21 protein-coding genes are annotated in these 24,448 nt (G+C 63.0%); 16 read left to right on the top strand and 5 right to left on the bottom strand.

Annotated elements, in window-relative coordinates; all coding sequences use genetic code 11:
* Window positions 1-70: 70 nt before the first annotated feature.
* Entirely contained in the window at window positions 71-1,123 is a 1,053-nt protein-coding gene (locus tag P3T21_RS16895; protein ID WP_429257070.1) for an alpha/beta fold hydrolase, read from the top strand.
* A gap of 33 nt (window positions 1,124-1,156) precedes the next feature.
* Here the strand turns inward: P3T21_RS16895 and P3T21_RS16890 are convergent, their stop codons facing one another.
* The gene (locus P3T21_RS16890) at window positions 1,157-2,155 is read right to left on the bottom strand and encodes an LLM class flavin-dependent oxidoreductase (RefSeq protein WP_429257069.1); all 999 of its coding nucleotides are present in this window, start codon (window positions 2,153-2,155) and stop codon (window positions 1,157-1,159) included.
* A 997-nt stretch (window positions 2,156-3,152) separates the two neighbouring features.
* Here P3T21_RS16890 and P3T21_RS16885 point away from each other — a divergent pair.
* Window positions 3,153-3,722, top strand: a complete 570-nt coding sequence (locus P3T21_RS16885) for a hypothetical protein (RefSeq protein WP_429257068.1) — start codon at window positions 3,153-3,155, stop codon at window positions 3,720-3,722.
* Window positions 3,723-3,736: 14 nt separating this feature from the next.
* Entirely contained in the window at window positions 3,737-4,762 is a 1,026-nt protein-coding gene (locus P3T21_RS16880) for a patatin-like phospholipase family protein (RefSeq protein ID WP_429257067.1), read from the top strand.
* Window positions 4,763-4,801: 39 nt separating this feature from the next.
* Here the strand turns inward: P3T21_RS16880 and P3T21_RS16875 are convergent, their stop codons facing one another.
* Window positions 4,802-5,413, bottom strand: a complete 612-nt coding sequence (locus tag P3T21_RS16875; protein WP_429257066.1) for a class I SAM-dependent methyltransferase — start codon at window positions 5,411-5,413, stop codon at window positions 4,802-4,804.
* A 371-nt stretch (window positions 5,414-5,784) separates the two neighbouring features.
* On the opposite strand from P3T21_RS16875, the gene P3T21_RS16870 reads away from it, so the two are divergent.
* The 10 genes from P3T21_RS16870 to astE all read left to right on the top strand — a co-directional run bounded on the left by P3T21_RS16870 (window position 5,785) and on the right by astE (window position 16,511).
* Entirely contained in the window at window positions 5,785-6,474 is a 690-nt protein-coding gene (locus P3T21_RS16870) for an ABC transporter permease (protein ID WP_429257223.1), read from the top strand.
* 7 nt (window positions 6,475-6,481) lie between these two features.
* The gene (locus P3T21_RS16865) at window positions 6,482-7,195 is read left to right on the top strand and encodes an ABC transporter permease (protein WP_429257065.1); all 714 of its coding nucleotides are present in this window, start codon (window positions 6,482-6,484) and stop codon (window positions 7,193-7,195) included.
* A gap of 109 nt (window positions 7,196-7,304) precedes the next feature.
* Window positions 7,305-8,096, top strand: coding sequence for an ABC transporter ATP-binding protein (locus P3T21_RS16860; RefSeq protein WP_429257064.1), 792 nt, complete (start codon window positions 7,305-7,307; stop codon window positions 8,094-8,096).
* 30 nt (window positions 8,097-8,126) lie between these two features.
* Window positions 8,127-9,188, top strand: coding sequence for a GlxA family transcriptional regulator (locus P3T21_RS16855; RefSeq protein ID WP_429257063.1), 1,062 nt, complete (start codon window positions 8,127-8,129; stop codon window positions 9,186-9,188).
* 124 nt (window positions 9,189-9,312) lie between these two features.
* Window positions 9,313-10,545 carry an aspartate aminotransferase family protein gene (locus P3T21_RS16850; RefSeq protein ID WP_429257062.1) on the top strand — a complete coding sequence of 411 codons (1,233 nt, stop codon included), beginning with the start codon at window positions 9,313-9,315 and terminating at the stop codon, window positions 10,543-10,545.
* Window positions 10,546-10,578: 33 nt separating this feature from the next.
* A complete protein-coding gene (gene aruF / locus P3T21_RS16845; protein ID WP_429257061.1) occupies window positions 10,579-11,634 on the top strand; it encodes an arginine/ornithine succinyltransferase subunit alpha in 1,056 nt (351 codons plus the stop codon).
* Window positions 11,631-12,662, top strand: coding sequence for an arginine N-succinyltransferase (gene astA / locus P3T21_RS16840; protein ID WP_429257060.1), 1,032 nt, complete (start codon window positions 11,631-11,633; stop codon window positions 12,660-12,662). Before aruF ends, astA begins: the two co-directional genes overlap by 4 nt.
* Before the next feature lie 2 nt (window positions 12,663-12,664).
* On the top strand, window positions 12,665-14,128 hold the full coding sequence (gene astD / locus P3T21_RS16835) for a succinylglutamate-semialdehyde dehydrogenase (RefSeq protein ID WP_429257059.1): 1,464 nt from the start codon (window positions 12,665-12,667) through the stop codon (window positions 14,126-14,128).
* Window positions 14,129-14,137: 9 nt separating this feature from the next.
* Window positions 14,138-15,478: an N-succinylarginine dihydrolase gene (gene astB, locus P3T21_RS16830; RefSeq protein WP_429257058.1), complete on the top strand. Its 1,341-nt coding sequence runs from the start codon at window positions 14,138-14,140 to the stop codon at window positions 15,476-15,478.
* Window positions 15,462-16,511, top strand: coding sequence for a succinylglutamate desuccinylase (gene astE, locus P3T21_RS16825; RefSeq protein WP_429257057.1), 1,050 nt, complete (start codon window positions 15,462-15,464; stop codon window positions 16,509-16,511). Before astB ends, astE begins: the two co-directional genes overlap by 17 nt.
* Window positions 16,512-16,569: 58 nt before the next feature.
* Here the strand turns inward: astE and gstA are convergent, their stop codons facing one another.
* Window positions 16,570-17,178, bottom strand: a complete 609-nt coding sequence (gene gstA, locus P3T21_RS16820; RefSeq protein ID WP_429257056.1) for a glutathione transferase GstA — start codon at window positions 17,176-17,178, stop codon at window positions 16,570-16,572.
* 149 nt (window positions 17,179-17,327) lie between these two features.
* Here gstA and P3T21_RS16815 point away from each other — a divergent pair, with 149 nt between their 5' ends.
* The 3 genes from P3T21_RS16815 to P3T21_RS16805 all read left to right on the top strand — a co-directional run bounded on the left by P3T21_RS16815 (window position 17,328) and on the right by P3T21_RS16805 (window position 20,925).
* Window positions 17,328-18,233: a LysR family transcriptional regulator gene (locus P3T21_RS16815; protein ID WP_429257055.1), complete on the top strand. Its 906-nt coding sequence runs from the start codon at window positions 17,328-17,330 to the stop codon at window positions 18,231-18,233.
* 246 nt (window positions 18,234-18,479) lie between these two features.
* Entirely contained in the window at window positions 18,480-19,274 is a 795-nt protein-coding gene (locus P3T21_RS16810) for an ABC transporter substrate-binding protein (protein WP_429257054.1), read from the top strand.
* A gap of 262 nt (window positions 19,275-19,536) precedes the next feature.
* Window positions 19,537-20,925 carry an EAL and HDOD domain-containing protein gene (locus P3T21_RS16805; RefSeq protein ID WP_429257053.1) on the top strand — a complete coding sequence of 463 codons (1,389 nt, stop codon included), beginning with the start codon at window positions 19,537-19,539 and terminating at the stop codon, window positions 20,923-20,925.
* Between the two features lie 106 nt (window positions 20,926-21,031).
* Here P3T21_RS16805 and P3T21_RS16800 read toward each other — a convergent pair whose 3' ends face one another.
* Window positions 21,032-22,489 carry an HDOD domain-containing protein gene (locus P3T21_RS16800; RefSeq protein WP_429257052.1) on the bottom strand — a complete coding sequence of 486 codons (1,458 nt, stop codon included), beginning with the start codon at window positions 22,487-22,489 and terminating at the stop codon, window positions 21,032-21,034.
* Window positions 22,490-22,574: 85 nt separating this feature from the next.
* Entirely contained in the window at window positions 22,575-24,401 is a 1,827-nt protein-coding gene (locus P3T21_RS16795) for a putative bifunctional diguanylate cyclase/phosphodiesterase (protein ID WP_429257051.1), read from the bottom strand.
* Window positions 24,402-24,448 lie beyond the last annotated feature (47 nt).

The raw sequence follows: 24,448 nt of genomic DNA, 5'->3' as shown, positions 1-24,448 counted from the left end.
CGTTCTGCCGCTTGAGCCGCCATCTGAATCTGCCCGATCCCGTTCATCTGTCTTTCGTCTGCACCTGCCCATGAATTTTCGTCGTCGAATCCTGCCTGCGTTATTCGTTTCGCTGGCCTTTGCCGCTTCGTCCGGCGCTTTGTCCGCCACTTCGGCGGCCGACGAAAGCGCCGATGGCCCCGCATATGGTTCTGAGCTGCAGGGCTTCAACTATCCCGCGCCGGTTCAGCAGTTCGAGTTCACGTCGCAGGGCGAAACGCTGCATATGGCGTATATGGACGTCAAACCCGTGCATCCGAACGGACGTACCGCCGTGCTGCTGCACGGCAAGAATTTTTGCGCCGCGACGTGGGAAACGACGATTCATAGGCTGAGCGACGCCGGTTATCGCGTGATTGCGCCGGACCAGATCGGTTTCTGTAAATCCAGCAAGCCCGCTCACTACCAGTTCAGCTTCCAGCAGCTCGCGCGCAATACGCATGCGCTGCTCGCGTCGATCGGCGCGGAAAACGTCACCGTCATCGGACATTCGACGGGTGGCATGCTCGCAATCCGCTATGCGCTGATGTATCCGAAGGAGACGCAGCAACTGGTGCTCGCGAACCCGATCGGTCTTGAAGACTGGAAGGCGAAGGGCGTGCCGTCGCTATCGGTCGACCAGTGGTACGAGCGCGAACTGAAGACGACCGCCGACGGTATCCGCCGTTACGAGCAGGCGACGTATTACTCGGGCACGTGGCGCCCGCAATATGAACCGTGGGTGCAGATGCTGGCCGGCATGTATCGCGGGCCGGGGAAGAAGGAAGTCGCGTGGGATTCGGCGCTGCTTTACGACATGATCTATACGCAGCCGGTGGTCTATGAACTCGGGCAACTGCAGATGCCGACGCTGCTCCTGATCGGCGACAGGGACACGACCGCGATCGGCAAGGACACCGCACCGCCCGAAGTACGCGCAAAGATCGGCCTGTATCCAGAACTTGCGAAGCTGACCGCGAAGGCGATTCCGCACGCGACGCTGGTCGAGTTCGCCGAACTCGGCCACGCGCCGCAGATGCAGGACCCGCAGGCATTTCACAAGGCGCTGCTCGACGGGCTGGCAGCGGTTCCAGTGAACGATTGAGCCGCAGCCGTCGTCATTCGTCAAAGACCCGTTTTACTGCTTGCCTGCAATGAGTTCGTCGCGCACCTGCGCGGCGATTTCGAATGACCGCAGACGCGCCGCGTGGTCAAAAATCTGCGCGGTCAGCATCAATTCGTCGGCACCGGTCTGTTCGATCACCGAAACAAGGCCTTCGCGCACGGTGTCGCGATCGCCCACCACCGAGCACGCGAGCGAATGCGCGACGCTGCTCAATTCCAGTTCCGTGGCCTGAATGCGATCGACGGGCGGCTGCAGCTGGCCCGGCGTGCCGCGTCGCAGGTTCACGAACTGCTGCTGGAGCGACGTCATGAGCCGCTGCGCTTCGTCGTTCGTTTCCGCGGCGAACAGGTTCACGCCCACCATCGCGTAAGGTTTGTCGAGCGTCGCGGAAGGGCGAAACTGCGAGCGATACAGGCGCAACGCCGTCAGCATATGGTCCGGCGCGAAGTGCGACGCGAACGCAAACGGCAGGCCCATCGCCGCGGCCAGCTGCGCGCTGAAGAGGCTCGAACCCAGCAGCCAGACCGGCACCTGCAAACCGGCGCCGGGCACGGCTCGCACGCGCTGGCCGGACACCGGTTCCGCGAAATAGCGCTGCAGTTCGACGACGTCGTCGGGGAACGAATCGGCGCTGCCTTGCAGATCGCGCCGCAAGGCGCGGGCGGTCGTCTGGTCGGTGCCGGGCGCGCGGCCGAGACCGAGATCGATCCGGCCGGGGTAGAGCGATTCAAGTGTGCCGAACTGTTCGGCAATCACGAGCGGCGCGTGATTCGGCAGCATGACGCCACCGGAGCCCACGCGAATCGTCTTCGTGCCGCCCGCGACGTGGCCGATCACCACCGAGGTCGCCGCACTCGCGATGCCTGTCATGTTGTGATGCTCGGCAAGCCAGAAACGGCGATAGCCCCACGTTTCAGCATGCTGCGCGAGATCGAGCGTGTTTTTGAAGGCCTGCGTCGCCGTTGCGCCGACAGTAATGGGAGAAAGATCGAGTACGGAAAAGGGAACCATGGCGAAGTTATCCGGCGCCTCATGCGTGGCAGCCTGCGTCGGACGAAGTGTCCAGATGCGCGTCGGGCCGCCCGCAGAACAGGCAAAGCGCGATTGTGCCAAAGCGCCTGCATTCTCGCTGACGGCGCTCACAAGTCCCTGTCCCCAGAAGGGTGTTGTGGTGCACCGCGTTCGCGCGATGATGCTCGCGGAAAAACAGTGCAGTGCACTGCCATGTGCTCCGACGCACGTCAACGTACGTCAACGCACGTCAATGCACGGAAAGGGCGAATGCGTGTGACGTCGCACAGAAGTCGTGACGCGTTCGCGTTAGGCTGAAGCTGCCGCTTCCTGGGTGTGGACGTGCAGACGGCATTGCAGGAAGTGACAACCGTGCTGGGCATTTGACGCTGACCGGCCCGGCATTGTCACGCGTAGGTCGGCTACGCAGAACAACTCCGGGCGATGCGGACCGGTCAGGTCAATTGACGGGACCTTTCCTGCTCCGTGTGCCCTTCGTTGACCTGTGGGTGCGCTTTCACTCGACGACGTATTCATTCGCGCGTTTGACCCGGCGCATGAAGCATTGCGCATCGCTCACGCCTTTCAGATCAGGCGCATGACAACGTCCTGAGGAACGCCATAATTCGTCAGCCGAGTCGGTGTAAACGCTCTCTCGCTTAACAACCGGATTGCGTCTAGATTGTCGTCACCCGAATCGATTCAAGTCGAGGGACCAGACGACCGCGAGCAGCGGTCAGCATTGCGGCGCTACACGCTCAGGCAGGAAAGCCTGACGGGTTGCGCCGGATGCTGCGCCGCTGCCAGGCGTCTTTTTTTATGTCTCCGCACTTTGCAGCGCGATGCGTTGTTCCGCGTTGCGATTTGCCTGTACAGCCATTTCGCCCGCCTTCGATCTGCGCGCACGCGCACGCTCCTTCTGCTGAATACTCGCCCTTTTGATGACGGGCGGTTATCCTGTAACGCATCATTCATACAAGATGCAGTCGCTATCAGGATGGTGCTTCGTTCCAGATTGCCCGTCGTTGTCACGCTCACGCTCGCGTTAGCCGCAGCGCTTTCGCTTGCTGCCTGCAACGACCAACAAACCGACCAGGCCGTGCAAAAGCTCAAGGACTTCTTTAACGCCGTCAAGCCGGACACGCTCCTGCTGAAGGGCCTCACGCCCGGCATCACGACGGAAGACCAGATTCGCAGCCAGATGGGCAAGCCGGAAACGGAGCGCACCTTCACCGATGGCTCGAAACGTTTCGAATACCCGCGCGGCCCGACAGGGCTCAACACGTACATGGTCGACATCGACCGCGATGGCCGCCTGAGCGCGATCACCCAGGTCCTGACCGCCGGCAACTTCGCGAAGATCCGTCCCGGCATGAGCGAGGATGAGGTGCGGCGTCTGCTCGGCAAGCCCGGTGAAATCGCGCGTTACCCGCTGAAGCCCGAGACGGTGTGGAGCTGGAAGTGGCTCGAAGGCGGCGTGACGCCCGAGGCATTCTTCAACGTGCACTTCGATGCGTACGGCAAGGTCTATACGACGTCGCGCTCGGACATCATCCGCGGACGTTAACGGGGAGCATAGAAATGATCCATCGACGCCAGCCTCATCGACTCGGCCTCGTACTTGGCGGCGGCGCCGCGCGGGGCTGGGCCCATATCGGCGCGATACGCGCGCTGCAGGACGCCGGCATCCGGCCGGATGTCGTGTGCGGTACGTCGATCGGCGCGCTGGTCGGCGCGGTCTACGCAAACGGCGATCTCGACTGGCTTGAAGAGTGGGTCTCACGGCTCACCTGGCAAACGGTTGTGCGTCTGCTCGATCTGCGTTTTTCCGGTGGTTTGCTGGGCGGCCGGAAAGTGATCCAGGTTTTCGCTGACCGGTTCAACGGGTGCGAAATCCGTGACCTCAGGATGCCATTTGGCGCGGTGGCCACGGAACTCGATTCTGGCCGTGAGGTGTGGCTGCAGGATGGGCGCGTGGTCGATGCGGTGCGCGCATCGATCGCGATTCCAGGTATCTTCACGCCGGTGCTGCACGACGGCGTGTGGCTCGTCGACGGCGGCCTGGCGAACCCGGTACCGGTCTCGGTCGCCCGCGGTATGCGGGCCGATTGCGTGATCGCCATCGATCTGAACAACGACATCCTCAACGGGCGTGATCTGGGCGGCGTGGTCGTTGAAACGCCGTTGCCGTTACCCGTTACGGAAGTAGAAGCGAAAATCGAGGCCGAAGCTGACGGGGAAGTGGACGCGAACGCGGTTGCGAACGCGCCGCCGCCCGTCGCGCTGCGCAAGAACGGCAAGCCGTGGCCACGCTGGCTTGCGCCTGAAAACGATCGCGCCATCGGCACGGGCGACGTTCGCGTGCCGCCCCCTCCAAGCGCTCGCGTGCCTTCGATGCTGAGTTCGATCGCGCAGAGTATCGACATCATGCAGGTGCGCATCACGCGCAGCCGTCTCGCCGGAGAGCCGGCCGATATCCTGATCCAGCCGCGGCTCGGCGGCATGGGCATCTTCGATTTTCATCGCGCGGGCCCGGCGATCGAGGAGGGCCGCGCGGCCGTCGAAACCATGATGCCGGCGATCAAGGCGCGGCTCGGTATGGACTGAGTGCAAAAACGCCGCGTCAAGGCGGCCGCTTCACCTGTATCAATCTTCGCCTTCGCGCTTCGACGCTATCACGCGGCAGATGCGCTTGCCTGAACTTTCGCTCGTGACGTCCTCGAACAGCAGGATCGCGCAATCGTTCAATGTGTCCATCACGAGCGCGGGTTCGAACGCGCTATAGAGCCTTCCGTCCTTCTGACGCTGGTCTTCGCCTTCGGTCACACGCCAGGAGAGATACAGTACGCCGCTCGGCTTCAGGATGCGCAGCAGGTTATCGATCGCGAGGGGGATCGACGCGGCCGGCAGATGCATGATCACCGTTTCGCACACGACGTTGTCGAACGTTTCGTCGATCTCCGCGAGCGCTGGCAGCGAGGCCGCCCGAAACGTCAGCGCCGGATTGAGCCGGCGTGCTTCGGCGAGCAATCCCTCCGACGCATCGAAGCCCGTCACCCGGTAACCCTTCGCGGCCATCCATGCGACGTCGCGCCCGTTGCCGCAGCCGATATCGGCCGTCGCGCCGCCTGGCAGAAGATGTGTCGCGAGCAGTGCATACATGTCATCGGGAGGCGGTTGGTCGAGCCAGTCCTGGCTATAGCGGGCGGCCCCCTTTGAATAGGCGTCGAGCGTCGCGAAATCGAACCGGTCTGTCATGCGTGGACTCGCTGGAAGAAGAGGGGTGCTGGCCCGCCCGGCACGCGAGCCGGCCTCGAAAAGAATATCAGTCTAGCGAAAAGGCCCGGGAGACACGCAAACCGTCTATCGAAAAAGCGACTCGAAACTTGCCAAATCGCGGCGGTGCCGGGGGGCGCGGGATGACCTTACAAAGGGATTCGGCCCGCCAGAACGGGCATCACGCGGTTTCTCCGCTTTGAATCGCGCATTGTTGCGACGCAGCAAACGTCCGGCGTGCCTTTGAGCGATTTTTTTTTGCCTGCGACTATCCGCGCCATACAGGAAGGCCAACCGGAAGCTGCAAGGATTCGCGCGACGGCCTCCATGACACTACTTCGATGGAGACACCCGTGGTCCTATACGGCTTTGGTCCGTTGCTCCTTGCGGGCACGATGCAGACGATCGAGCTGTCTGTGCTGTCGCTCGCGGCTTCCGTGCTGCTGGGGCTGGCGGGCGCGGCAGCGAAGCTCTCGTTCAACCGGCCGCTGCGCGTCATCGCAACCGGCTACACGACACTGATCCGCTCGGTGCCGGACCTCGTCCTGATGCTGCTGCTGTTCTACAGCATCCAGATCGCGGTCAACAATCTCACCGATGCGCTCAACCTGCCGCAGTTCGATATTGATCCGTTCGTCGCGGGCGTGCTGACGCTCGGCTTCATCTACGGCGCGTACTTCACCGAGACGTTTCGCGGCGCGTTTCTCGCGGTGCCGCGCGGCCAGCTCGAAGCGGGCAGTGCGTACGGTATGAGCGGTGTGCGCGTGTTCACCCGCATCCTGTTTCCGCAGATGATGCGATTCGCGCTGCCGGGTATCGGCAACAACTGGCAGGTGCTCGTCAAGGCGACCGCGCTGGTGTCGATCATTGGCCTCGCCGATGTCGTGAAAGCCGCGCAGGACGCGGGCAAAAGCACCTTCAACATGTTCTTCTTCATCGCCGTCGCAGCGCTGATCTATCTCGCGATCACGACAGTGTCGAACTTCGCGCTTGTGTGGCTCACGCGACGCTATTCGACTGGCGTACGCCACGCTGACCTTTGAGGTATCCATGATCGAAATTCTCACTGAATACTGGCGCGCCTTTCTCTTCTGGGACGGCCACCGCATCTCGGGCCTCGCAGTCACGCTCTGGCTGCTGGTCGTCTCGATCGGTTTCGGCTTCGTGATGGCGATTCCGCTTGCCGTCGCGCGCGTGTCGAAAAAGCGCTGGCTGTCGATGCCCGTGCGGTTCTATACCTACGTATTTCGTGGCACGCCGCTTTACGTGCAGTTGCTGCTGATCTATACCGGCATCTACAGCCTTGAATTCGTACGCGCGCATTCGCTGCTCGACGCGTTCTTCCGCAGCGGCTTCTACTGCGCGATTCTCGCGTTTGCACTGAACACCTGCGCGTACACGACCGAAATCTTCGCAGGCGCGATCCGCTCCACGCCGCATGGCGAAGTCGAAGCGGCGCGTGCTTACGGCATGAGCGGGTTCACGATGTACCGGCGCATTGTGATACCGTCCGCGCTGCGCCGTGCGCTGCCGTTGTACAGTAACGAAGTGATCCTCATGCTGCATGCGACGACTGTCGCCTTTACCGCGACCGTGCCGGATATCCTCAAGGTCGCCCGCGACGTGAACTCGGCGACCTATCGCTCGTTCGAGGCGTTTGGCATCGCAGCACTGATTTACTGTGCGATATCGTTTGCGCTGGTTGCCGCATTCCGGCGCGCCGAACGCCGCTGGCTGGCCTATCTGGCGGTGCGCACGCACTGAGCGCGCTGCCTGCCGTATCCCGGTCTGGCGGTGCGCGTCATGCTGAAGCCGCCGGGCACCGTGTTGCACCCTGTCGCAGAACTGCCTGCATTTTCACTGGGAGAGCATCTTGCTCCATACAAGTCAAACCGAAGCCTGCAAGCTCGCCGTGCAGGACGTCCACAAGCGCTACGGCGACAACGAAGTGCTGAAGGGCGTGTCGCTGAACGCGAACAAGGGCGACGTGATCAGCATCATTGGCGCGAGCGGTTCGGGCAAGAGCACGTTTTTGCGCTGCATCAATTTCCTTGAGCGGCCGAACGCCGGGCAGATCGTCGTCGACGGCGAGGCGGTGCGCACGAAGGCCGACAGGCACGGTAACCTCGAAGTGGCCGACCACAAGCAGCTGCAACGCATTCGCACGAAGCTCGCGATGGTGTTCCAGCATTTCAACCTGTGGGCGCACATGAATGTGATCGAAAACATCATCGAGGCGCCGATTCATGTGCTCGGTCTGCCGCGTCGCGAAGCAGAAGAGCGCGCACGCGTGTATCTGGAGAAGGTCGGTCTCGCGCCGCGTCTGGAAAAGCAGTATCCGTCGCATCTGTCCGGCGGTCAGCAGCAGCGCGTCGCGATTGCCCGCGCGCTGGCGATGGACCCCGACGTGATGCTGTTCGACGAACCCACTTCCGCGCTCGATCCTGAACTCGTCGGTGAAGTGCTCAAGGTGATGCAGAAACTCGCCGAAGAAGGCCGCACGATGATCGTCGTCACGCACGAAATGGGTTTCGCGCGCAACGTGTCGAATCACGTGATGTTCCTGCATCAGGGCCGTACCGAAGAAGAGGGCTTGCCTGCCGAAGTGCTCACCACGCCGCGCAGCGAGCGCCTGAAGCAGTTTCTGTCGGGCAGTCTTAAATAATCCCTGCAATTCAGGCGGTTTAAACCCCAGATGCCTCGCACGTCCAGCCCGACACGTACGACCCAGGTCGCGATCGTCGCGTTGCCGCCGGTGTCGATGTCCGGCGTCGGGCCCATCGTCGACGCGTTGACGCTCGCCAACGAGATCGACGGACGCGCGCTGTATCGCTGGCAGGTGTGTTCGTGGGACGGCCGGCCCGTGCCGCTCTCGGGCGGCGCGCAATGGCCCGCCGATGCCGCATTCGGCGACGCGATCTCGTGCGACTGGCTGATCATCGTGAGCGAGCGCTTTCAGCAGTTCGCCGACTATCGTCTCTTTCTCGCCAGCCTTTCGCGTGTCGGACAGCGCACGCCGCTCGTGACCGGCATTCATCACGGCGTGTGGTGGCTCGCCATGGCGGGCCAGCTTTCCGGCTATCGCGTGAGCGTCAACTGGGAAACCTATCAGCAGTTCACCGAGCAGTTCGAACGCTCGATCGTCACCCAGCAGATCTTCGAAATCGACCGCGACCGCGCGACGTGTGCGGGCGGGCAGGCAACCGTCGACTTCATGCTGGCGATGATCGGCCGCGAACACGGCCCCGAACTCGCGGACCGCATCGCCGACACGCTCGGCGTCGGCGTGTTGCGCGCGGGCGAGGAACGCCAGCGTATTCCCTTTGTAACCGCGCCCGGTGAGCGCCATCCGCGGCTGAACGATGCGCTCCTGCTGATGGAAGCGAATATCGAAGATCCGCTGACTACCGATGAAATCGCGGGCCTCGTGGGTGTATCGCGGCGCCAGCTCGAACGTCTGTTCCGTCAGTATCTCGCTGCGATGCCTTCGCGTTACTACCTCGGGCTGCGGCTGTCGAAAGCGCGCACGCAGCTTCAGCGCACCAGCAAATCGGTGGTGCAGATCAGCCTCGCATGCGGTTTTTCGTCGGCGGCGCACTTTTCGAATGCGTATCGCGAACATTTCGGCGTCACACCGCGCGAGGATCGTCGCAATTACATCGAGAAGCAGCACGGCGGCGCAGCGGCGGACGGACGCCCGGTCGTGGCAAGCGAGCCGCGCCCGGCCGCGCTGATCGAGCCGCCGGACACGGATTAATGACGTCCGGGCGGCGAATCGATCGCCGCCCGGACACCGACATCGATAGAAACGCGTCGCGTATGAGCAAGACGGCCAGCGCACGTTTTCCTACACTAGTGACATTACTGAACGAGGATTCGCCATGAACCACCTGACTGTGACGCGCCAGACCTTCGACGAAGTGATGGTGCCGCTGTTCTCGCCCGCTGCGTTCGTGCCGGTGCGCGGCGTGGGCTCGCGCGTCTGGGACACGCAGGGCCGCGATTACATCGACTTCGCCGGCGGCATCGCCGTCACGGCGCTTGGCCACTCGCATCCGGAACTGCTGAAGGTTCTGCAGGAGCAGGGCAGCCAGCTCTGGCACATCGGTAATGGTTACACGAACGAGCCGGTGCTGCGCCTCGCAAAGCGCCTCGAAGACCTGACGTTCGCCGATCGCGCATTCTTCGCGAACTCGGGGGCCGAAGCGAACGAAGCCGCGCTGAAGCTGGCGCGCCGCGTTGCGTTTGAGCGGTTCGGTGCAGACAAGTACGAAATCGTCTCGTTCACGCAGTCGTTCCATGGCCGGACGTTCTTCACGGTAAGCGTCGGCGGTCAGCCCAAGTATTCGGAAGGCTTTGGCCCGATTCCCGAAGGCATCATCCATCTGCCGTACAACGACACGGAAGCCGCGCTGAAAACCATCGGCGCGAAGACGTGCGCGGTGATCGTCGAGCCGATCCAGGGCGAAGGCGGCGTGATTCCGGCCGATCCTGCTTTCCTGAAGGCGCTGCGCGAGGCCTGCGACAAACACGGCGCACTGCTGATTTTTGACGAGGTACAAACGGGTGTGGGCCGCAGCGGCTACTTCTACGCGTATCAGGACACGGGCGTGACACCGGACATCCTGACGACGGCGAAGGCGCTCGGCAACGGTTTCCCGATCGGCGCGATGCTGACGACGACCGAAATCGCCGCACACTTCAAGGTGGGCGTGCACGGCACGACGTACGGCGGCAATCCGCTCGCGGCAGCGATCGCTGAAAAGGTGGTCGAACTGGTTAGCGCGCCGGCCGTCCTCGAAGGCGTGCGTACGCGTAGCGAATTGCTGAAGGCGAAGCTCGCGAAGATCAACGAGCGCTTTGGCATCTTCACGGATGTGCGCGGCAAGGGTCTGTTGATTGGCGCCGAACTGAATGACGCATTCAAGGGCCGCGCGAAAGACTTCGTCACCGCTGCTGCCAATCACGGCGCGATGATGCTGATGGCCGGCCCGGACGTGTTGCGCTTTGCGCCGTCGCTCGTGATGCCGCTCGACGACCTGAACGAAGGTCTCGCGCGCATCGAAAAAGCGATCGAATCGGTTGTCGCCGCGACTGCTGAAGCCGCACGCTGATCCACCGCATCGCCTTCAACTACTGGAACGATGATGCTCTTCGTACGCCCCAGCCGTCTCGCTGATCTCGATGCGCTCGAACACATGGCGCGCACGGCCCAACCGGTGCTGCATTCGCTGCCGCACGACCGGCGGGCGCTGGAAGCGCGCGTCGCGTTGTCCGAAGACTCGTTTCGCGCGGAAGTCGATTTTCCCGGCGAAGAGTTCTATCTGTTCGTGCTCGAAGATGCCGCGACAGGCAAGCTGCTCGGCACCGCGAGCATTGTCGCGGCCGCGGGTTATTCGGAACCGTTCTACGCGTTTCGTAACGACGCGCTGATTCATGCGTCGCGCGAACTGCACGTGAGCCGCAAGATTCACGCGCTGACGATGTCGCATGAACTGACGGGCAAGAGTCGTCTCGCGGGCTTCTATATCGATCCGTCGCTACGCGGCGATGCGGCCGCGCACCTGATGTCGCGTGCGCGGATGATGTATATCGCCGCGAACCGCAAACGCTTTACGCCTGAGGTCTTTTCGCTGCTGCTCGGCGTGACCGATGACGCAGGTGTTTCGCCGTTCTGGGAAGCGGTGGGGCGCAAGTTCTTCGGTCGCAATTTTGCGGATATCGAAGTGGAATCGGGCGGACGTAGCCGCACGTTTATCGCTGAAGTGATGCCGAGCTATCCGGTCTATGTGCCGCTCTTGCCGGAAGCCGCGCAACGCGTACTCGGCGAGCCGGATGAAAAAGCATTGCTCGCCTACGATATCCATCAGGAAGAAGGTTTTGAAACCGATCGCTACGTCGATATCTTCGACGCGGGTCCGGTACTGACCGCGCAGATCGATCGCGCGGCCTGTGTGGCGCGCAATGAAAATCGCGTGGTACATGAAGCCGCCGCGGCCGCTCAGGGACCGACGTATCTGGTTGCGAGCAATCGCGAAGGCCGTTTCCGCTGCGTGCTGGCGGATCTGTCCGTCGACAGGGCGTCTGGCGCCGTGCTGCCTGCTGCCGTGCGCGAAGCACTCGGCGTCCAGGACGGCGATACGGTGCGCTGTGTGCCGCTCCATCAGGCCACACAGAACGAATATTCGGGAGAAGCACAATGATCGTCGTTCGCGTCGTGCAGACGGGCGATGTGGATGCGCTTGTCGCGCTCGCTCATGAGACCGGCCCTGGTCTCACCACATTCAAGCCGGATCGTGACGCACTGGCTGCGCGCGTCGAACGCGCGCGCCGCACGATGGAAGGCAACGCCGCGCCGCACGAAGCCGGCTATTTCTTCGTGATGGAAGATACGGCGACGGGCGATGTCGCGGGCGTGTGCGGTATCGAAGCCGCTGTCGGCCTTGAGCAGCCGTTCTACAACTATCGCGTGAGCACGGTCGTGCACGCGAGCCAGGATCTCGGCATCTGGACGAAGATGCGCGCGCTTAACATCTCGCACGATCTGACCGGCTACGCCGAAGTGTGCTCGCTGTTTCTGAGCCCACGTTATCGCACGAGCGGCGTTGGTGGTCTGCTGTCGCGTTCGCGCTTCATGTTTATCGCCCAGTTTCCTGAGCGTTTTCCGCAGCGTATCTGCGCTGAACTGCGCGGGCATTTCGATGCGAACGGATCCTCGCCGTTCTGGCGCGCGGTCGGCTCGCATTTCTACCAGATCGATTTCAACGCGGCGGATTATCTCAGCTCGCACGGACGCAAGGCGTTCCTCGCCGAACTGATGCCGCGTTATCCGGTGTACGTCGATCTGCTGCCGGAAGAAGCGCAGGAGTGCGTCGGGCTCACGCATAGCGACACGATTCCCGCGCGCCGCATGCTCGAAGCGGAAGGGCTGCGTTACGAAAATCACGTCGATATTTTCGATGCGGGTCCGGTGCTCGAATGTCATATCGCCGACTTGCGCACAGTGCGTGAGAGCGTCGTCGTGCCGGTCGAAATCGGCGCGCCGCGTGTGCATCACGACCGGCAACGTGCGCTCGTATCGAATACTTCGCTGACCGATTTCCGCGTAGGCGTAGCGCCGGGTGCGCCGGAAGAGGGCGTGTTCCGCCTGTCCGCCGACGATGCCGCCGCGCTCGACGTGCGCGCTGGCGATACCGTGCGCGTGTTGCCGCTGAAATCAAAACAAGGATGATCATGAACGAGCTTTTCATCGACGGCGAATGGGCCGCCGGCACCGGCCACGTATTTGCATCGCGCAATCCGGGCACCGACGAAATCGTCTGGGAAGGCAAGAGCGCCTCGGCGGACGATGTCGATCGCGCTGTGCGCAGCGCACGCAGTGCGTTCGCACCGTGGGCCTCGCTGGATTTCGATGCACGTATCGCGATTGCACGCCGCTTCGCTGCGCTCCTGACTGAGCGCAAGGAATCGATTGCGGAAGCGATCGGCCGCGAGACGGGCAAACCGCTGTGGGAAGCGCGTACTGAAGTCGCATCCATGGCGGCGAAGGTCGAGATTTCGATTCAGGCCTATAACGAACGCACCGGCGAGAAACGCGCAGCGATGGCCGATGGCGTCGCGGTGTTGCGGCATCGTCCGCATGGCGTGGTGGCTGTGTTTGGTCCGTATAACTTTCCGGGCCATTTGCCGAACGGGCATATCGTGCCGGCGTTGATCGCAGGTAATACGGTGGTGTTCAAGCCATCCGAGCTCGCGCCGGGTGTCGCACGCGCCACCGTAGAGGTATGGCGCGAGGCTGGCTTGCCGGCGGGCGTGCTGAATCTCGTCCAGGGCGAGAAGGAAACCGGTATCGCGCTCGCGAATCATCGGCAGATCGACGGCCTGTTCTTCACCGGTAGTTCGGACACGGGGACGCTGCTGCACAAGCAGTTCGGCGGCCGCCCGGAGATCGTGCTCGCGCTCGAAATGGGTGGCAACAATCCGCTCGTGATCGCGCCGGTCAGCGATGTCGATGCCGCCGTGCATCACACGATTCAATCCGCGTTTCTGTCGGCAGGGCAGCGCTGTACGTGCGCGCGCCGCATCTTCGTGCCGAACGATGCGTTCGGCGACCGCTATATCGAGCGTTTTGTCGATGTGAGCTCGCGGATCGCCATCGGCGAATACAATGCGGATCCCCAGCCGTTCATGGGCGCGGTGATTTCGGCACGGGCGGCTTCGCGTCTCGTCGCGGCTCAGGACCGTCTGCTCGCTGACGGCGCGAAATCGCTACTCACGATGAAGCAGCGCGATTCGAAACTCGGCTTCGTCACGCCCGCGATCATCGACGTGACCCACGTACAGGATCTGCCCGACGAAGAACACTTCGGCCCGCTTGCGCAGATCGTCCGCTACGGCAACTTCGACGAAGCGATCGAGCGCGCGAACGACACCGAATTCGGTCTCTCCGCTGGCCTGCTCGCCGATGACGAAACGCTGTGGACCCACTTCCAGCGCCGCATCCGCGCAGGCATTGTGAACTGGAACCGGCCGACCAACGGTGCATCGTCAGGTGCGCCTTTTGGTGGCACGGGCCGCTCGGGCAACAACCGGCCGAGCGCGTACTACGCCGCCGATTACTGTGCGTATCCGATGGCTTCCGTCGAAAGCGCACAACTGCAGATGCCCGCGAGCGTGTCGCCGGGCCTTCAATTTTAAGGAACGACGATGCACGCATCCGAAGCCAATTTCGACGGACTCGTCGGCCCGACGCACAACTACGCGGGGCTGTCGTTCGGCAACGTCGCGTCGCAGAGCAACGAGAAGTCCGTTGCCAATCCGAAGGCCGCTGCAAAGCAGGGCCTGCGCAAGATGAAGCAGCTGGCCGACCTCGGCTTTAACCAGGGCGTGCTGCCGCCGCAGGAACGGCCGTCGATGCGCCTGCTGCGCGATCTCGGCTTTTCAGGCGACGACGCCACCGTGATCGCACGTGTCGCGAAGGACGCGCCTGAACTGCTCGCAGCCGCCAGTTCCGCATCGGCGATGTGGACGGCGAATGCCGCGACGGTGAGTCCATCTGCGGATACGCACGATGGCCGCGTGCATTTCACGCCTGCGAATCTGTGCAGCAAGCTGCACCGCGCGATCGAACACGAATCGACGCGCCGCACGTTGCGCGCGATGTTTGCCGACGATTCACGTTTCGCCGTGCATGAAGCCTTGCCCGGCACGCCGGCGCTCGGCGACGAAGGCGCGGCGAATCACACGCGGTTTTGCGCGGAATATGGCGCACGTGGTGTCGAATTCTTCGTGTACGGCCGCGGCGAATATCGCCGCGGGCCGGAGCCGAAGCGCTTTCCCGCGCGTCAGACGTTCGAGGCGAGCCGCGCGGTCGCGCATCGTCACGGTCTTGTCGAAGGCGGCACGGTCTACGCACAGCAGAATCCTGATGTGATCGACGCAGGCGTGTTCCATAACGACGTGATCGCAGTCGGTAATCGCAGCACGCTGTTCTGTCATCAACTGGCGTTTGTCGACCAGTCGTCGGTGTATGACGAGCTGTCGACGAAGCTCGAAAAGCTCAACGCGACGTTCGGCGTGATCGAAGTGCCGGACGCGCAGGTGAGCGTGTCGGATGCGGTGTCGTCGTATCTGTTCAACAGCCAGTTGCTGACGCGTCCCGATGGTCGTCAGGTGCTGGTCGTGCCGCAGGAATGCCGCGAGAACGCGCGCGTTGCTGCGTATCTCGACAGCCTGACGGAACAGCATGGCCCGATCGATGAAGTGCTGGTCTTCGATCTGCGCGAGAGCATGAAGAATGGCGGCGGTCCCGCGTGTCTGCGTCTGCGCGTCGTGCTGAATGATGAAGAACGCGCAGCGGTGACGCCGGGCGTGTGGATCAACGACACGCTGTTCGGTCGTCTCGATACGTGGATCGAAAAGCACTATCGCGATCGTCTCGCGCCGTCCGATCTCACCGATCCGCTGCTGCTGGTCGAATCGCGCACGGCACTCGATGAACTGACGCAGATTCTCGGCCTCGGCTCGCTTTATGACTTCCAGCGCTGAGCGCGGCGTGAACGCGCTGCTCGACAATTTTCTCGCGTACACGCTTGGCGGGGCGCGTCCTTCGTCTGCTGATGCGGAAGGCACATGCGCGAACGGTGTGCGTTATCAATGGCGCGACGATGGCGTGCTGCTGCTCGAACCCTCGACGCTCAAGCGCAACACACGCAGTGTGCTCGCATCCGCTGGCATTCACGGCGATGAGACTGCACCGATCGAACTGCTTTCGTCGATCGTGCGTGATATCGCATCCGGCCATGCGACGCTTGCATGCCGGCTGCTTGTGGTTCTGGGCAACGTCGATGCAATGCGCGATGCGTGCCGCTATCGCGACGACGACCTCAACCGCCTTTTCAGCGGCCGCCATGCACAGGTGCCGCAGAGCCACGAGGCGCCACGCGCTGCAGCGCTCGAAGAGGCCGCGCGGCGCTTCTTCGCCGATGCACCGGATGCGCCCGAAGCACGCTGGCATATCGACATGCACACGGCGATCCGCGCGTCGGTATTCGAGCAGTTCGCGTTGCTGCCGCACACGGGCGCGCCGCTTTCACGTGTGATGTTCGAATGGTTGCGCGATGCGCGTATCGCCGCCGTTCTGCTGCACACGACGAAGGGGAACACGTATTCGCATTTCACCGCCGACGCATGCGGTGCGCTGGCGTGCACACTGGAACTCGGCAAGGTGCGTCCGTTTGGTCAGAACGATCTGGCGCGCTTTGCAGGTGCAGATCACGCGTTGCGTCATCTCGTAGCGGGCGAAGCCGGTGACGAAACCGCGCCTTTGCCGCGCGTGTTTACCGTCATCGACCAGATCACGAAGCAGAGCGACGCGTTCGAACTGCTCGTTGCCGCCGACGTGCCGAACTTCACACCCTTCGAAAAAGACACGCTGCTCGCGCGTGACGGCGACTATCGCTATACCGTGCATCACGACGAAGAACGCATCGTGTTTCCGAATCCGGCTGTGAAGCCCGGCTTGCGTGCGGGGCTGCTCGTCATCGACACGACCGACAGCACGCTGGCCGCGCTTGCCTGAAGCGATCAGCTGCGCGGTCCGGCGATGTCGCACAAGCCGGACCGCAAGCCTTAAACGATCACGCCTTCAATCCCTCTGCTGCCATCGCCTCCTGCACCTTGGGCCGTGCGGCGACGCGCGCCTGATACGCCTTCAACGCCGGATACGGCGACAGGTCGATCGCGAGCATGGGGCTCCAGTTCACGATCGTGAACGCGTACGCATCGGCGACGGTGAACGTGCCGGTCAGATACTCACGCCCCCCTAGAACCTGCTCCATCCCGGCAAAACGCGTGGCGAGTTTCGCCCGGCACGCCTCTTTCGTGGACTCAGCCGTATCCGGATGCCACAGCCACGGGCTGAATGTCTTGTGAAGTTCGCTGCTGACAAACGTGAGCCATTCGACCACCGCAAGACGTTCCAGCGAACCCGGTGCCGGGATCAGTGCATGCCGCGGGTCCAGATCGGCGACATACTGCAGCAGCGCAGCGGCTTCTGTATGGCGCGAACCGTCGTCCAGTTCCAGCATGGGCACATAGCCACGCGGCGAGATTGCATAGAAGTCTTCACCGCTGGCGAGCGTGTGAGTCTGCAGGTTGACCTTGACGCCCTGAAAGTCGATGCCCGCTTCGCGCAGTGCAATGTGGACTGCCAGCGAGCACGCGGCTGGAGAGAAATAGAGTTTCATGAATAACCGCCGTGGATGAGTTCGAATCAGGAATGCACGCGACACGTTAATCCCGTATGCACGCCGTTGGCGTGGCTCGTCGGCCGACAAGCCAGTGTGGTAAAAGTAGCACCGGTTCAGCGGCGAATAAACAGGCGGATGGCCAAAGCATGCGTGCAAAAACGCAATACGAACTGACGTCGACGGATACGCAGACGATACTCGCGCTCGTGCGCGCCGGTACGCTCGCCGAAGCGGCGCAGCGGCTCGGCATCGATGCGTCGACGATTTTCCGCTCGGTGCAGCGCATCGAGCGCGGGGTGGGGCAGCGTCTCTTCGAGCGCTCGCGTGCCGGCTACCGGCCGACGCCGCTCGGGTTGCAGCTCGCGCGGCACGCGGAGCGGATCGAGAGCGAACTCGCCGCCGCGCGCTCGACCGTGCAAACAAGCAGCGATCACATCGCGGGCGCGGTCCACATCACGACGACCGATACTGTGCTGTACGGTCTGGTGTTGCCGGCATTGCGCGATCTTGCCGCGCTGCATCCGGCGCTTGCCGTGGAACTCAGCACGACGAACAGCGTCGCGAGTCTGACGAAGCGTGATGCCGATATCGCCGTGCGAGCGACGCGCCAGCCGCCGGATCACCTGGTCGGCCGGCATGTCGGGCCCTTGCAGATCGCCGTATTCGCGGCGAAAACGCGCGGCCTTCGCGTCGGCGATCCTGAAACGCTGGCGCGGTGCGACTGGGTCGCACCGGACGGCTCGCTCGGCAATCACCCGTCGGTCATGTGGCGCAAGCGGCATGTGCCGACCGTGCAGCCGCGCTATAGAACCAACAGCGTGATGGCGGTGATGGAGATGATGGCGCGCGATTTTGGCGTCGGTATCTTTCCGGTGTTTCTGGCGCGCGGTCGCGAGGATCTCGTGCAACTGACGCCGCCACTCGACGAAGGCGAATCGCAGCTCTGGGTGCTCGCGCATCCCGAATCGCGTCATTTGCCGCATGTGTCGGCGGTGTTCGCGCATCTGGCCACGCGGCTCGCAATCGAGCTTGGCGCACCCGCTGGCGCATGACATCTCTTGCCTGATCGCGATACGAAATTGCATCTTCAACAGAATGCGCACGCGCTGAATCCGGCGGCGTGCCATGCAGGCGGCAAGTCAGGCCCGTCGCGCCGAGCCTGTACAATCCCGCCCTCGCGACTGTTGCGCTGCACCACGGCAGTCGCCCCGATTTGAACCGCAATGCGGGCGCTGCAACCATGCACGCCTCGATCCGGTTCCCTGTATCACCTCATTATTATCAGCAAGGACTCCCTGATGAACACAACCTGGCGTTACATGGCCGCGTTCGCGCTTTTTGCGTCGGCCGCGATGGCAGCGGGCAATGCATCCGCAACCGACATCAAGGAAATCCGCTTTGGCGTCGAGGCCTCGTATGCACCGTTCGAATCGAAGTCGCCGGCGGGCGCGCTGCAGGGTTTCGATATCGATGTCGGCAATGCCGTCTGCGCGAAACTGAAAGCGAAGTGCGTGTGGGTCGAAAATTCCTTCGACGGTCTGATCCCGGCTTTGCAGGCGCGCAAGTTCAATGCGATCAACTCCGACATGACGATCACGGACCAGCGCCGCCAGGCCGTCGACTTCACCGATCCGATCTACACGATCCCGAACCAGATGATCGCGAAGAAGGGCAGCGGTCTGCTGCCGACGCCGGCATCGCTGAAGGGCAAGCATGTCGGCGTGCTGCAGGGCACGATTCAGGAAACGTACGCGAAGGCGCGCTGGGCACCGGCCGGTGTCGACGTCGTGCCGTACCAGACGCAGGACCAGATTTACGAAGACCTGGCATCGGGTCGTCTGGACGCCGCGTTCCAGGATGCAGAGGCTGCATCGAAGGGCTTTCTGAAGCGTCCGCAGGGCGCAGGCTTCGAGTTCGCCGGCCCGGCGGTCAGCGACGAGAAGCTGCTCGGCGCGGGCGTCGGCTTCGGCGTGCGCAAGAGCGACACGGCCCTGAAGGACGCGCTCAACCAGGCGTTAAAGGAATTGAAAGCTGATGGCACGATCGACCGTTTCGCGGCGAAGTACTTCGATGTGAAGGTCGTGCTGAAATAAGCGGCACGGGTGCTGATTGAGGCGCATGAGCGCTTCGATGTAGCATCTTGCCTGTGCAGTGATGAAACCGGCCATTGATATGGCCGGTTTTTTTTCGGAAAACCGCCCCGTGCGTCTGTCTCATCAAGCCCGCGTGCGCTAGAATCTGCCAGTGCTGGAGAACCGTGCCGTGACTGCACGCAAACTGCATTCAGCCACGACGAATACACCAGAATCAGCCAGGTAGAACGGAGTGCCGTTGCGCTCCGCCGGGGGACGGGGAATGACCAACATCGCAGTCGAAGATCCGCATCAGCATGCGGGCACCGCAGGGCGACCGGACGGCGTGCCGGACGAAGTCTATGTTGCGCGTCAGCCTTTGCTGGACCGCGAGGGCATGCTCTGCGGCTTCGAGCTGAAAGTGCGTCGCCCGGCTGTGCCGGAACCCGATCCCGCCAACTTCACCGAAAGCGAAACAGACGTTGAAGCGCTGAAGCAGGCGGTAAAAGCTGCACAGGAAGCCCGCGTCGCCGTGGCGAAGCGGATGATCCAGGCCGCCGCCCACCCGGATGCCCAAAGCGCGCTCGCGGGCCATATCGCGTACGTCGATGCCAGCCGCGAGATGCTGTTCGACGAGACATTGCGTCGGCTGCCCGCGGGTCGTTTCATGCTCGAACTGCCGTCCGATCTCGACGCTGACGATGCGCTCGTCAGTCGTGTGATCGCATTGCACGCGAAACGCTATCGCTTTGTGCTCGACGACGTCACGCAGGCGAGCGAGACGTTCGCCAAACTGCTGCCGTACGCGGACGCCGTCAAGATCGATTTTCGCCGCACGCAGCCTGCCTTGCTGCCGAAGCTTGCGAAAGTGCTGAAGGCTGCGGGCAAGATCCTGATCGCGAAGGGACTCGATACACCGACCGATTTCGAGGCTGCACACGACCTTGGCTTCGACCGCTTTCAGGGCTACTTCTTCGCGCGTCCGCAGGCAGATAACATGCGTCGCGCAGGCGCGCCGCGTCATGCACTGCTGAATCTGCTGCAACTGCTCGCGTCCGATCCGACCGTCGCGCAGCTCGAAGCGGAACTCAAGCTCAATCCCGTGCTGGTGATGCATCTGATGCGGCTCGCGAATTCGAGCGGGCTCGGCGTCGGTTACAAGGTCACCACACTGCGTGAAGCGATCAACGCGACGGGCACGAACCGCATCGCGCGCTGGACGCAGTTGCTGCTTTACGCGGACGGCCGCAAGGTTTCGCTTGAAGACGATCCGTTGCTGCAACTCGCGGCCACGCGTGCACGCTTCATGGAACTGGCCATCGAGCGTCTGCCTGAAGCGGGCCGTGATGAGGCCGATGCAGCGTTTCTGACCGGCGTGTTTTCATTCGTCGACGCGGTGTTCGGCGGCTCGCTGGACAGCACGCTCGATATGCTGATGCTCACACGTCCGATCCGCGCGGCGATCCTGCGTGGCGAAGGTGCGCTGGGCGTGCTGCTGTCGGCGATCGATGCGCTGGAGCGCGGGGCGTGGAGCGATGTGGAAGCGGCGAGTGCGCAGCTTGCACCGCTGACGCCGGCTGATCTTGCTGACCTGGCGCTGGTGGCTGCCGCGTGGGCCGGTGTTGCGGATAGCAGCGCCGAAGCGGCGGGGCTGGAGCGGATCGAGGATTAAGGCAGGCAACAGGACAGGGGGCGCGAGTTGATGAGCGCCGCCGTGTACGGCCGGTGTACGATGCACCGGCGGTCGTCAGCAATGACCCGCGCATCGCCGGAGTCGCCTAAAGCAACTCCATCTCACTAGCAGGCGACTGCGCGAAAAACCGCCCCAACTCGCGCGCCAGTTCATTCAACGCCGCCATCTCTTTCTGCGATATCTTGCGCGCTTCCTGCGCGTGCGACCAGTCGCCGTACATCAGCGCAACGGTCGACTGATTCGTCTCCAGCACGACCGGCAGAATCACGAACGAACGCGCATCATCGAACGAGCGACGGAACCACTCCGGCAGGCGCGCCATGATCTTCGGGTCACGTGCGTTCTCGATGAAAATGCCGACCGAATTCGCGATCGCCAGATGGAACACGTCAGGCTCGAACGTCGCGGTGAAGCCGAGCGTCGGCAGCATTTTGTCCATCTTCGGACCGAGGCCGAGACGCGCCTTGAACGAACCCGCGCCTTGCTTCACGAACACGATCGTGCGCGTAAAGTTAAGCCCGGCCAGTACCGTTTCCGATGCCATCGCCAGCACCGGCCCAAGCGGATTATCTGAAGGCAGGGCGCGCAGATCTTCGACACCCGCAGCGATGCGTGCCTCGGGATCGAGCGCTTCGCGTGCAATGGCGTCGGCGTTGGCGCGCAGTTCGACGATCTCGCGCATCACGCCGTCGTCGGACTCTTCGCCTGCGAGCGCAATGCTCATCGCGACGAGCGTTTCCGGGTCGGTGCCCAGCGTGCGACCGTAGTGGTGCGCAAGCTCAGCGATACGCGCTTCGCGCACCGAGTCGGAAATGTTCGGCGTAGTCAGGACGTGCGAGACTTCGGTCGAGTAATTGGTGATGGCACGCAGCCACTGCACCTGACGCGATGCGTTGTCCGGCGTCTCGTACTGGCTCATGCCAGCGCGGATCATGTCCGGCAGGCGCCAGCGCGTGGCCGCTTCCAGGCCGATCTCGTCGAACGTCACGCCGAGTTCGGCGTTGCACGCTTCGTCTTCTTCCATGCCGGCATCGATGTGAATGCGGATCTTGTCCCACTCGGCGTCGAGGTAGAACACGACGAGCAGCTTGCCGACCTGGCGCATCAGCGTGCAGACCACGGCTTCCTCGCCCGCGCGCAGATCGCCGCGTTCGGTGAGCTTGCGCGCGACGCAGCCCGACAGCATCGTGCGGTTCAGTTCGAGCTTCGCGTCGATGCGGCGCGGTACGCTGTGATGGAAGTGATCGACGAGCTTGAGGCCGACGATCAGATGGCCGACCGCGTCCATGCCGAGCACCATCAGCGCGCGCGTGACGGTCGTGATGTTGCCGCCGAACGCCATGTACATCGCCGAGTTCGCGAGCCGCAATACCTTCTGCGTCAGCGCGAAATCCGACAGCACGACCTGCACGAGCGCGGTGAAGTCGAGGTCGTCATTCGTCATCGCTGCCATGGTGCTGCGCAGCGCCTGCGAGAGCATCGGGAAATCCCCGCGCTCACTCATTCGCGACCACAGTCTGTCGAGCAGCGCAGCCTTTAACATGTAAGTCCCGCCAAAGCCATACGTATTCCAGTGTTCAGCATGCCAGTGCGTGTCGGGTATCCGGGCCCCGGGTAGATCAGCTGCATCACGACACCGCGCTGTGCAGACGGAGCGTGCGCGCTTCGAAGCGCTGCGCCAGTTCGTCTGACGGCAGCGCCTTGCAGACGAGCCAGCCTTGAATGTGATCGCAGCCCATCTCGGTCAGAAGGGCGCGCTGCGCTTCAGTTTCGACGCCTTCGGCGACGAGTTCGAGATCGAGTGTCTGCGCGAGTCCGACGACCGCGCTAACGATTGCCTGATCGTTGCGCGAGGTTAGCAGATTCTCCACAAAGCTACGGTCGATCTTGAGTTTTGCGAGCGGGAAACGTTGCAGATACGCAAGGCTCGAATAGCCAGTGCCGAAATCGTCGACGGCAAAGCGGATGCCGATCGCGGTCATCTCTTCCAGCAGGCCCTTCGCGTGCACCGGGTCGTGCATCAGCAGACTTTCCGTAATCTCGAACACGAGCCGGTGCGGATCGATGCCGGTCAGCGCGATCGCCTCGCGCACACTGTCCGTAAAGCGTGGATCGCGGAACTGCTGCGGCGACACGTTCACGGCGACGTACTGCAGCGAGATGCCCTGCGCGTCCCACTGGATCAGCTGCATGCACGCAATCTTCAACACCCAGTTGCCCAGATAGTTGATGAGGCCGACCGACTCCGCGAGCGGAATGAACATCGAGGGCGGCAGGAGGCCGTGCAATGGATGCAGCCAGCGGATCAGCGCCTCGACACCGACGACACCATGCGTCTGGCTGCTCGTGATCGGCTGGAAATGCAGTGAGAACTCGCCGTTGCGCACGCCGTCGTAGAGATCGGATTCGAGCTTGAGACGCTCGGCGTCGGCGGGGTTGTCATCGGGGATGTAGAAGGCGAGGGTGTTGCCGCCGGACGTCTTGGCCTGCATCAACGCATGATCGGCCCAGCGTAGCAGCTGGCTGTCGCCTGCGGGCGTGTCCTTCAGATGCCGTGCGTCCGGATAGAGCGCGATGCCGATGCTCGCCGACAGATGCACCTGCTGGCCATTGAACGAATACGGTTGCTGCACGGCCGTCAGTAGACGCCGCGCCAGCGCTTCGGCGGCAAGGGCGGCGTTCTGGTGCGTCGAGATCAGCGGCATCAGGATCGCGAACTCGTCGCTAGCCACGCGTGCGAGGATCTCGCCGCCGTTCATCATGTTCTGCAAACGGCGCGCGGTGTCGCGCAGCATTTCGTCGCCGGCGTCGTAGCCGAGCGCGCGGTTGACGCGCTGGTAGTCGTCGATGTCGAGCAGCAGCAGTGCGGCGCTCGAACCATGCGCGTCCGCCTGCTGCTGCGCATTCAGCAGCGCGGGAATCAGCGCCGGCTGGTTCGCGAGGCCGGTCAGCCGGTCGTGATGCAGCGCGTGATTGAGGCGGTCTTCGGCCGCACGCCAGGCCGACACGTCGAAGCCCGCGATCGCGTAGCCTTCGACGCCGTCGTGCGTGTTGCGCACGACACGCAGTTCGACTGCGACCGGATAGGTCAGCGACTTCACGAGGTCGAGCGTGTCTTTTTCGATGGTGCTGCTGCCGGCCGCGCGGGCGAGCAGGGCGTCGAGCTTCGCGACGTCGGCGGGTGCGACGAGATCGTGCAGTGTGATCGTCTGCAGGTATTCGCGGTGGTAGCCAATAAAGCGCAGGCTCGCGTCCGAGACATACAGGAACTTCAGGTCACGGTCGACGTGGGCGAGAAAGTCCACCGCCCCGACGGCCCCAACCGTATCCCCGATGAACGGGCGGTTGCCGCTGCGGGCGGTTTCGCCGCCCGTGCGCCGGCCGAGCGTACGTAACCGGTCGATGACCGTGCGCAGAGGGCCCCGGCGGGGCGCGGTGACGCTGTTCGCTTGCATGTTTGTCGGTGGCAACCCGTGTTCTCACTTACAGGCGGACGACTGGT

It is taken from the genome of Paraburkholderia sp. GAS334 (genome assembly GCF_050436625.1).
Lineage (GTDB): Bacteria > Pseudomonadota > Gammaproteobacteria > Burkholderiales > Burkholderiaceae > Paraburkholderia.
Note: the sequence above shows the minus strand (reverse complement) of the source record. Positions and strands in the feature narration are given on the sequence as shown.

Excerpts from the sequence above, each read along its gene's own strand:
- P3T21_RS16895 (WP_429257070.1), top strand. The coding sequence starts at position 71 with ATGAATTTTCGTCGTCGAATCCTGCCTGCGTTATTCGTTTCGCTGGCC.
- P3T21_RS16890 (WP_429257069.1), bottom strand. The coding sequence starts at position 2,155 with ATGGTTCCCTTTTCCGTACTCGATCTTTCTCCCATTACTGTCGGCGCA.
- P3T21_RS16885 (WP_429257068.1), top strand. The coding sequence starts at position 3,153 with ATGGTGCTTCGTTCCAGATTGCCCGTCGTTGTCACGCTCACGCTCGCG.
- P3T21_RS16880 (WP_429257067.1), top strand. The coding sequence starts at position 3,737 with ATGATCCATCGACGCCAGCCTCATCGACTCGGCCTCGTACTTGGCGGC.
- P3T21_RS16875 (WP_429257066.1), bottom strand. The coding sequence starts at position 5,413 with ATGACAGACCGGTTCGATTTCGCGACGCTCGACGCCTATTCAAAGGGG.
- P3T21_RS16865 (WP_429257065.1), top strand. The coding sequence starts at position 6,482 with ATGATCGAAATTCTCACTGAATACTGGCGCGCCTTTCTCTTCTGGGAC.
- P3T21_RS16855 (WP_429257063.1), top strand. The coding sequence starts at position 8,127 with ATGCCTCGCACGTCCAGCCCGACACGTACGACCCAGGTCGCGATCGTC.
- P3T21_RS16850 (WP_429257062.1), top strand. The coding sequence starts at position 9,313 with ATGAACCACCTGACTGTGACGCGCCAGACCTTCGACGAAGTGATGGTG.
- aruF (WP_429257061.1), top strand. The coding sequence starts at position 10,579 with ATGCTCTTCGTACGCCCCAGCCGTCTCGCTGATCTCGATGCGCTCGAA.
- astA (WP_429257060.1), top strand. The coding sequence starts at position 11,631 with ATGATCGTCGTTCGCGTCGTGCAGACGGGCGATGTGGATGCGCTTGTC.
- astD (WP_429257059.1), top strand. The coding sequence starts at position 12,665 with ATGAACGAGCTTTTCATCGACGGCGAATGGGCCGCCGGCACCGGCCAC.
- astB (WP_429257058.1), top strand. The coding sequence starts at position 14,138 with ATGCACGCATCCGAAGCCAATTTCGACGGACTCGTCGGCCCGACGCAC.
- astE (WP_429257057.1), top strand. The coding sequence starts at position 15,462 with ATGACTTCCAGCGCTGAGCGCGGCGTGAACGCGCTGCTCGACAATTTT.
- gstA (WP_429257056.1), bottom strand. The coding sequence starts at position 17,178 with ATGAAACTCTATTTCTCTCCAGCCGCGTGCTCGCTGGCAGTCCACATT.
- P3T21_RS16815 (WP_429257055.1), top strand. The coding sequence starts at position 17,328 with ATGCGTGCAAAAACGCAATACGAACTGACGTCGACGGATACGCAGACG.
- P3T21_RS16810 (WP_429257054.1), top strand. The coding sequence starts at position 18,480 with ATGAACACAACCTGGCGTTACATGGCCGCGTTCGCGCTTTTTGCGTCG.
- P3T21_RS16805 (WP_429257053.1), top strand. The coding sequence starts at position 19,537 with ATGACCAACATCGCAGTCGAAGATCCGCATCAGCATGCGGGCACCGCA.
- P3T21_RS16800 (WP_429257052.1), bottom strand. The coding sequence starts at position 22,489 with ATGTTAAAGGCTGCGCTGCTCGACAGACTGTGGTCGCGAATGAGTGAG.
- P3T21_RS16795 (WP_429257051.1), bottom strand. The coding sequence starts at position 24,401 with ATGCAAGCGAACAGCGTCACCGCGCCCCGCCGGGGCCCTCTGCGCACG.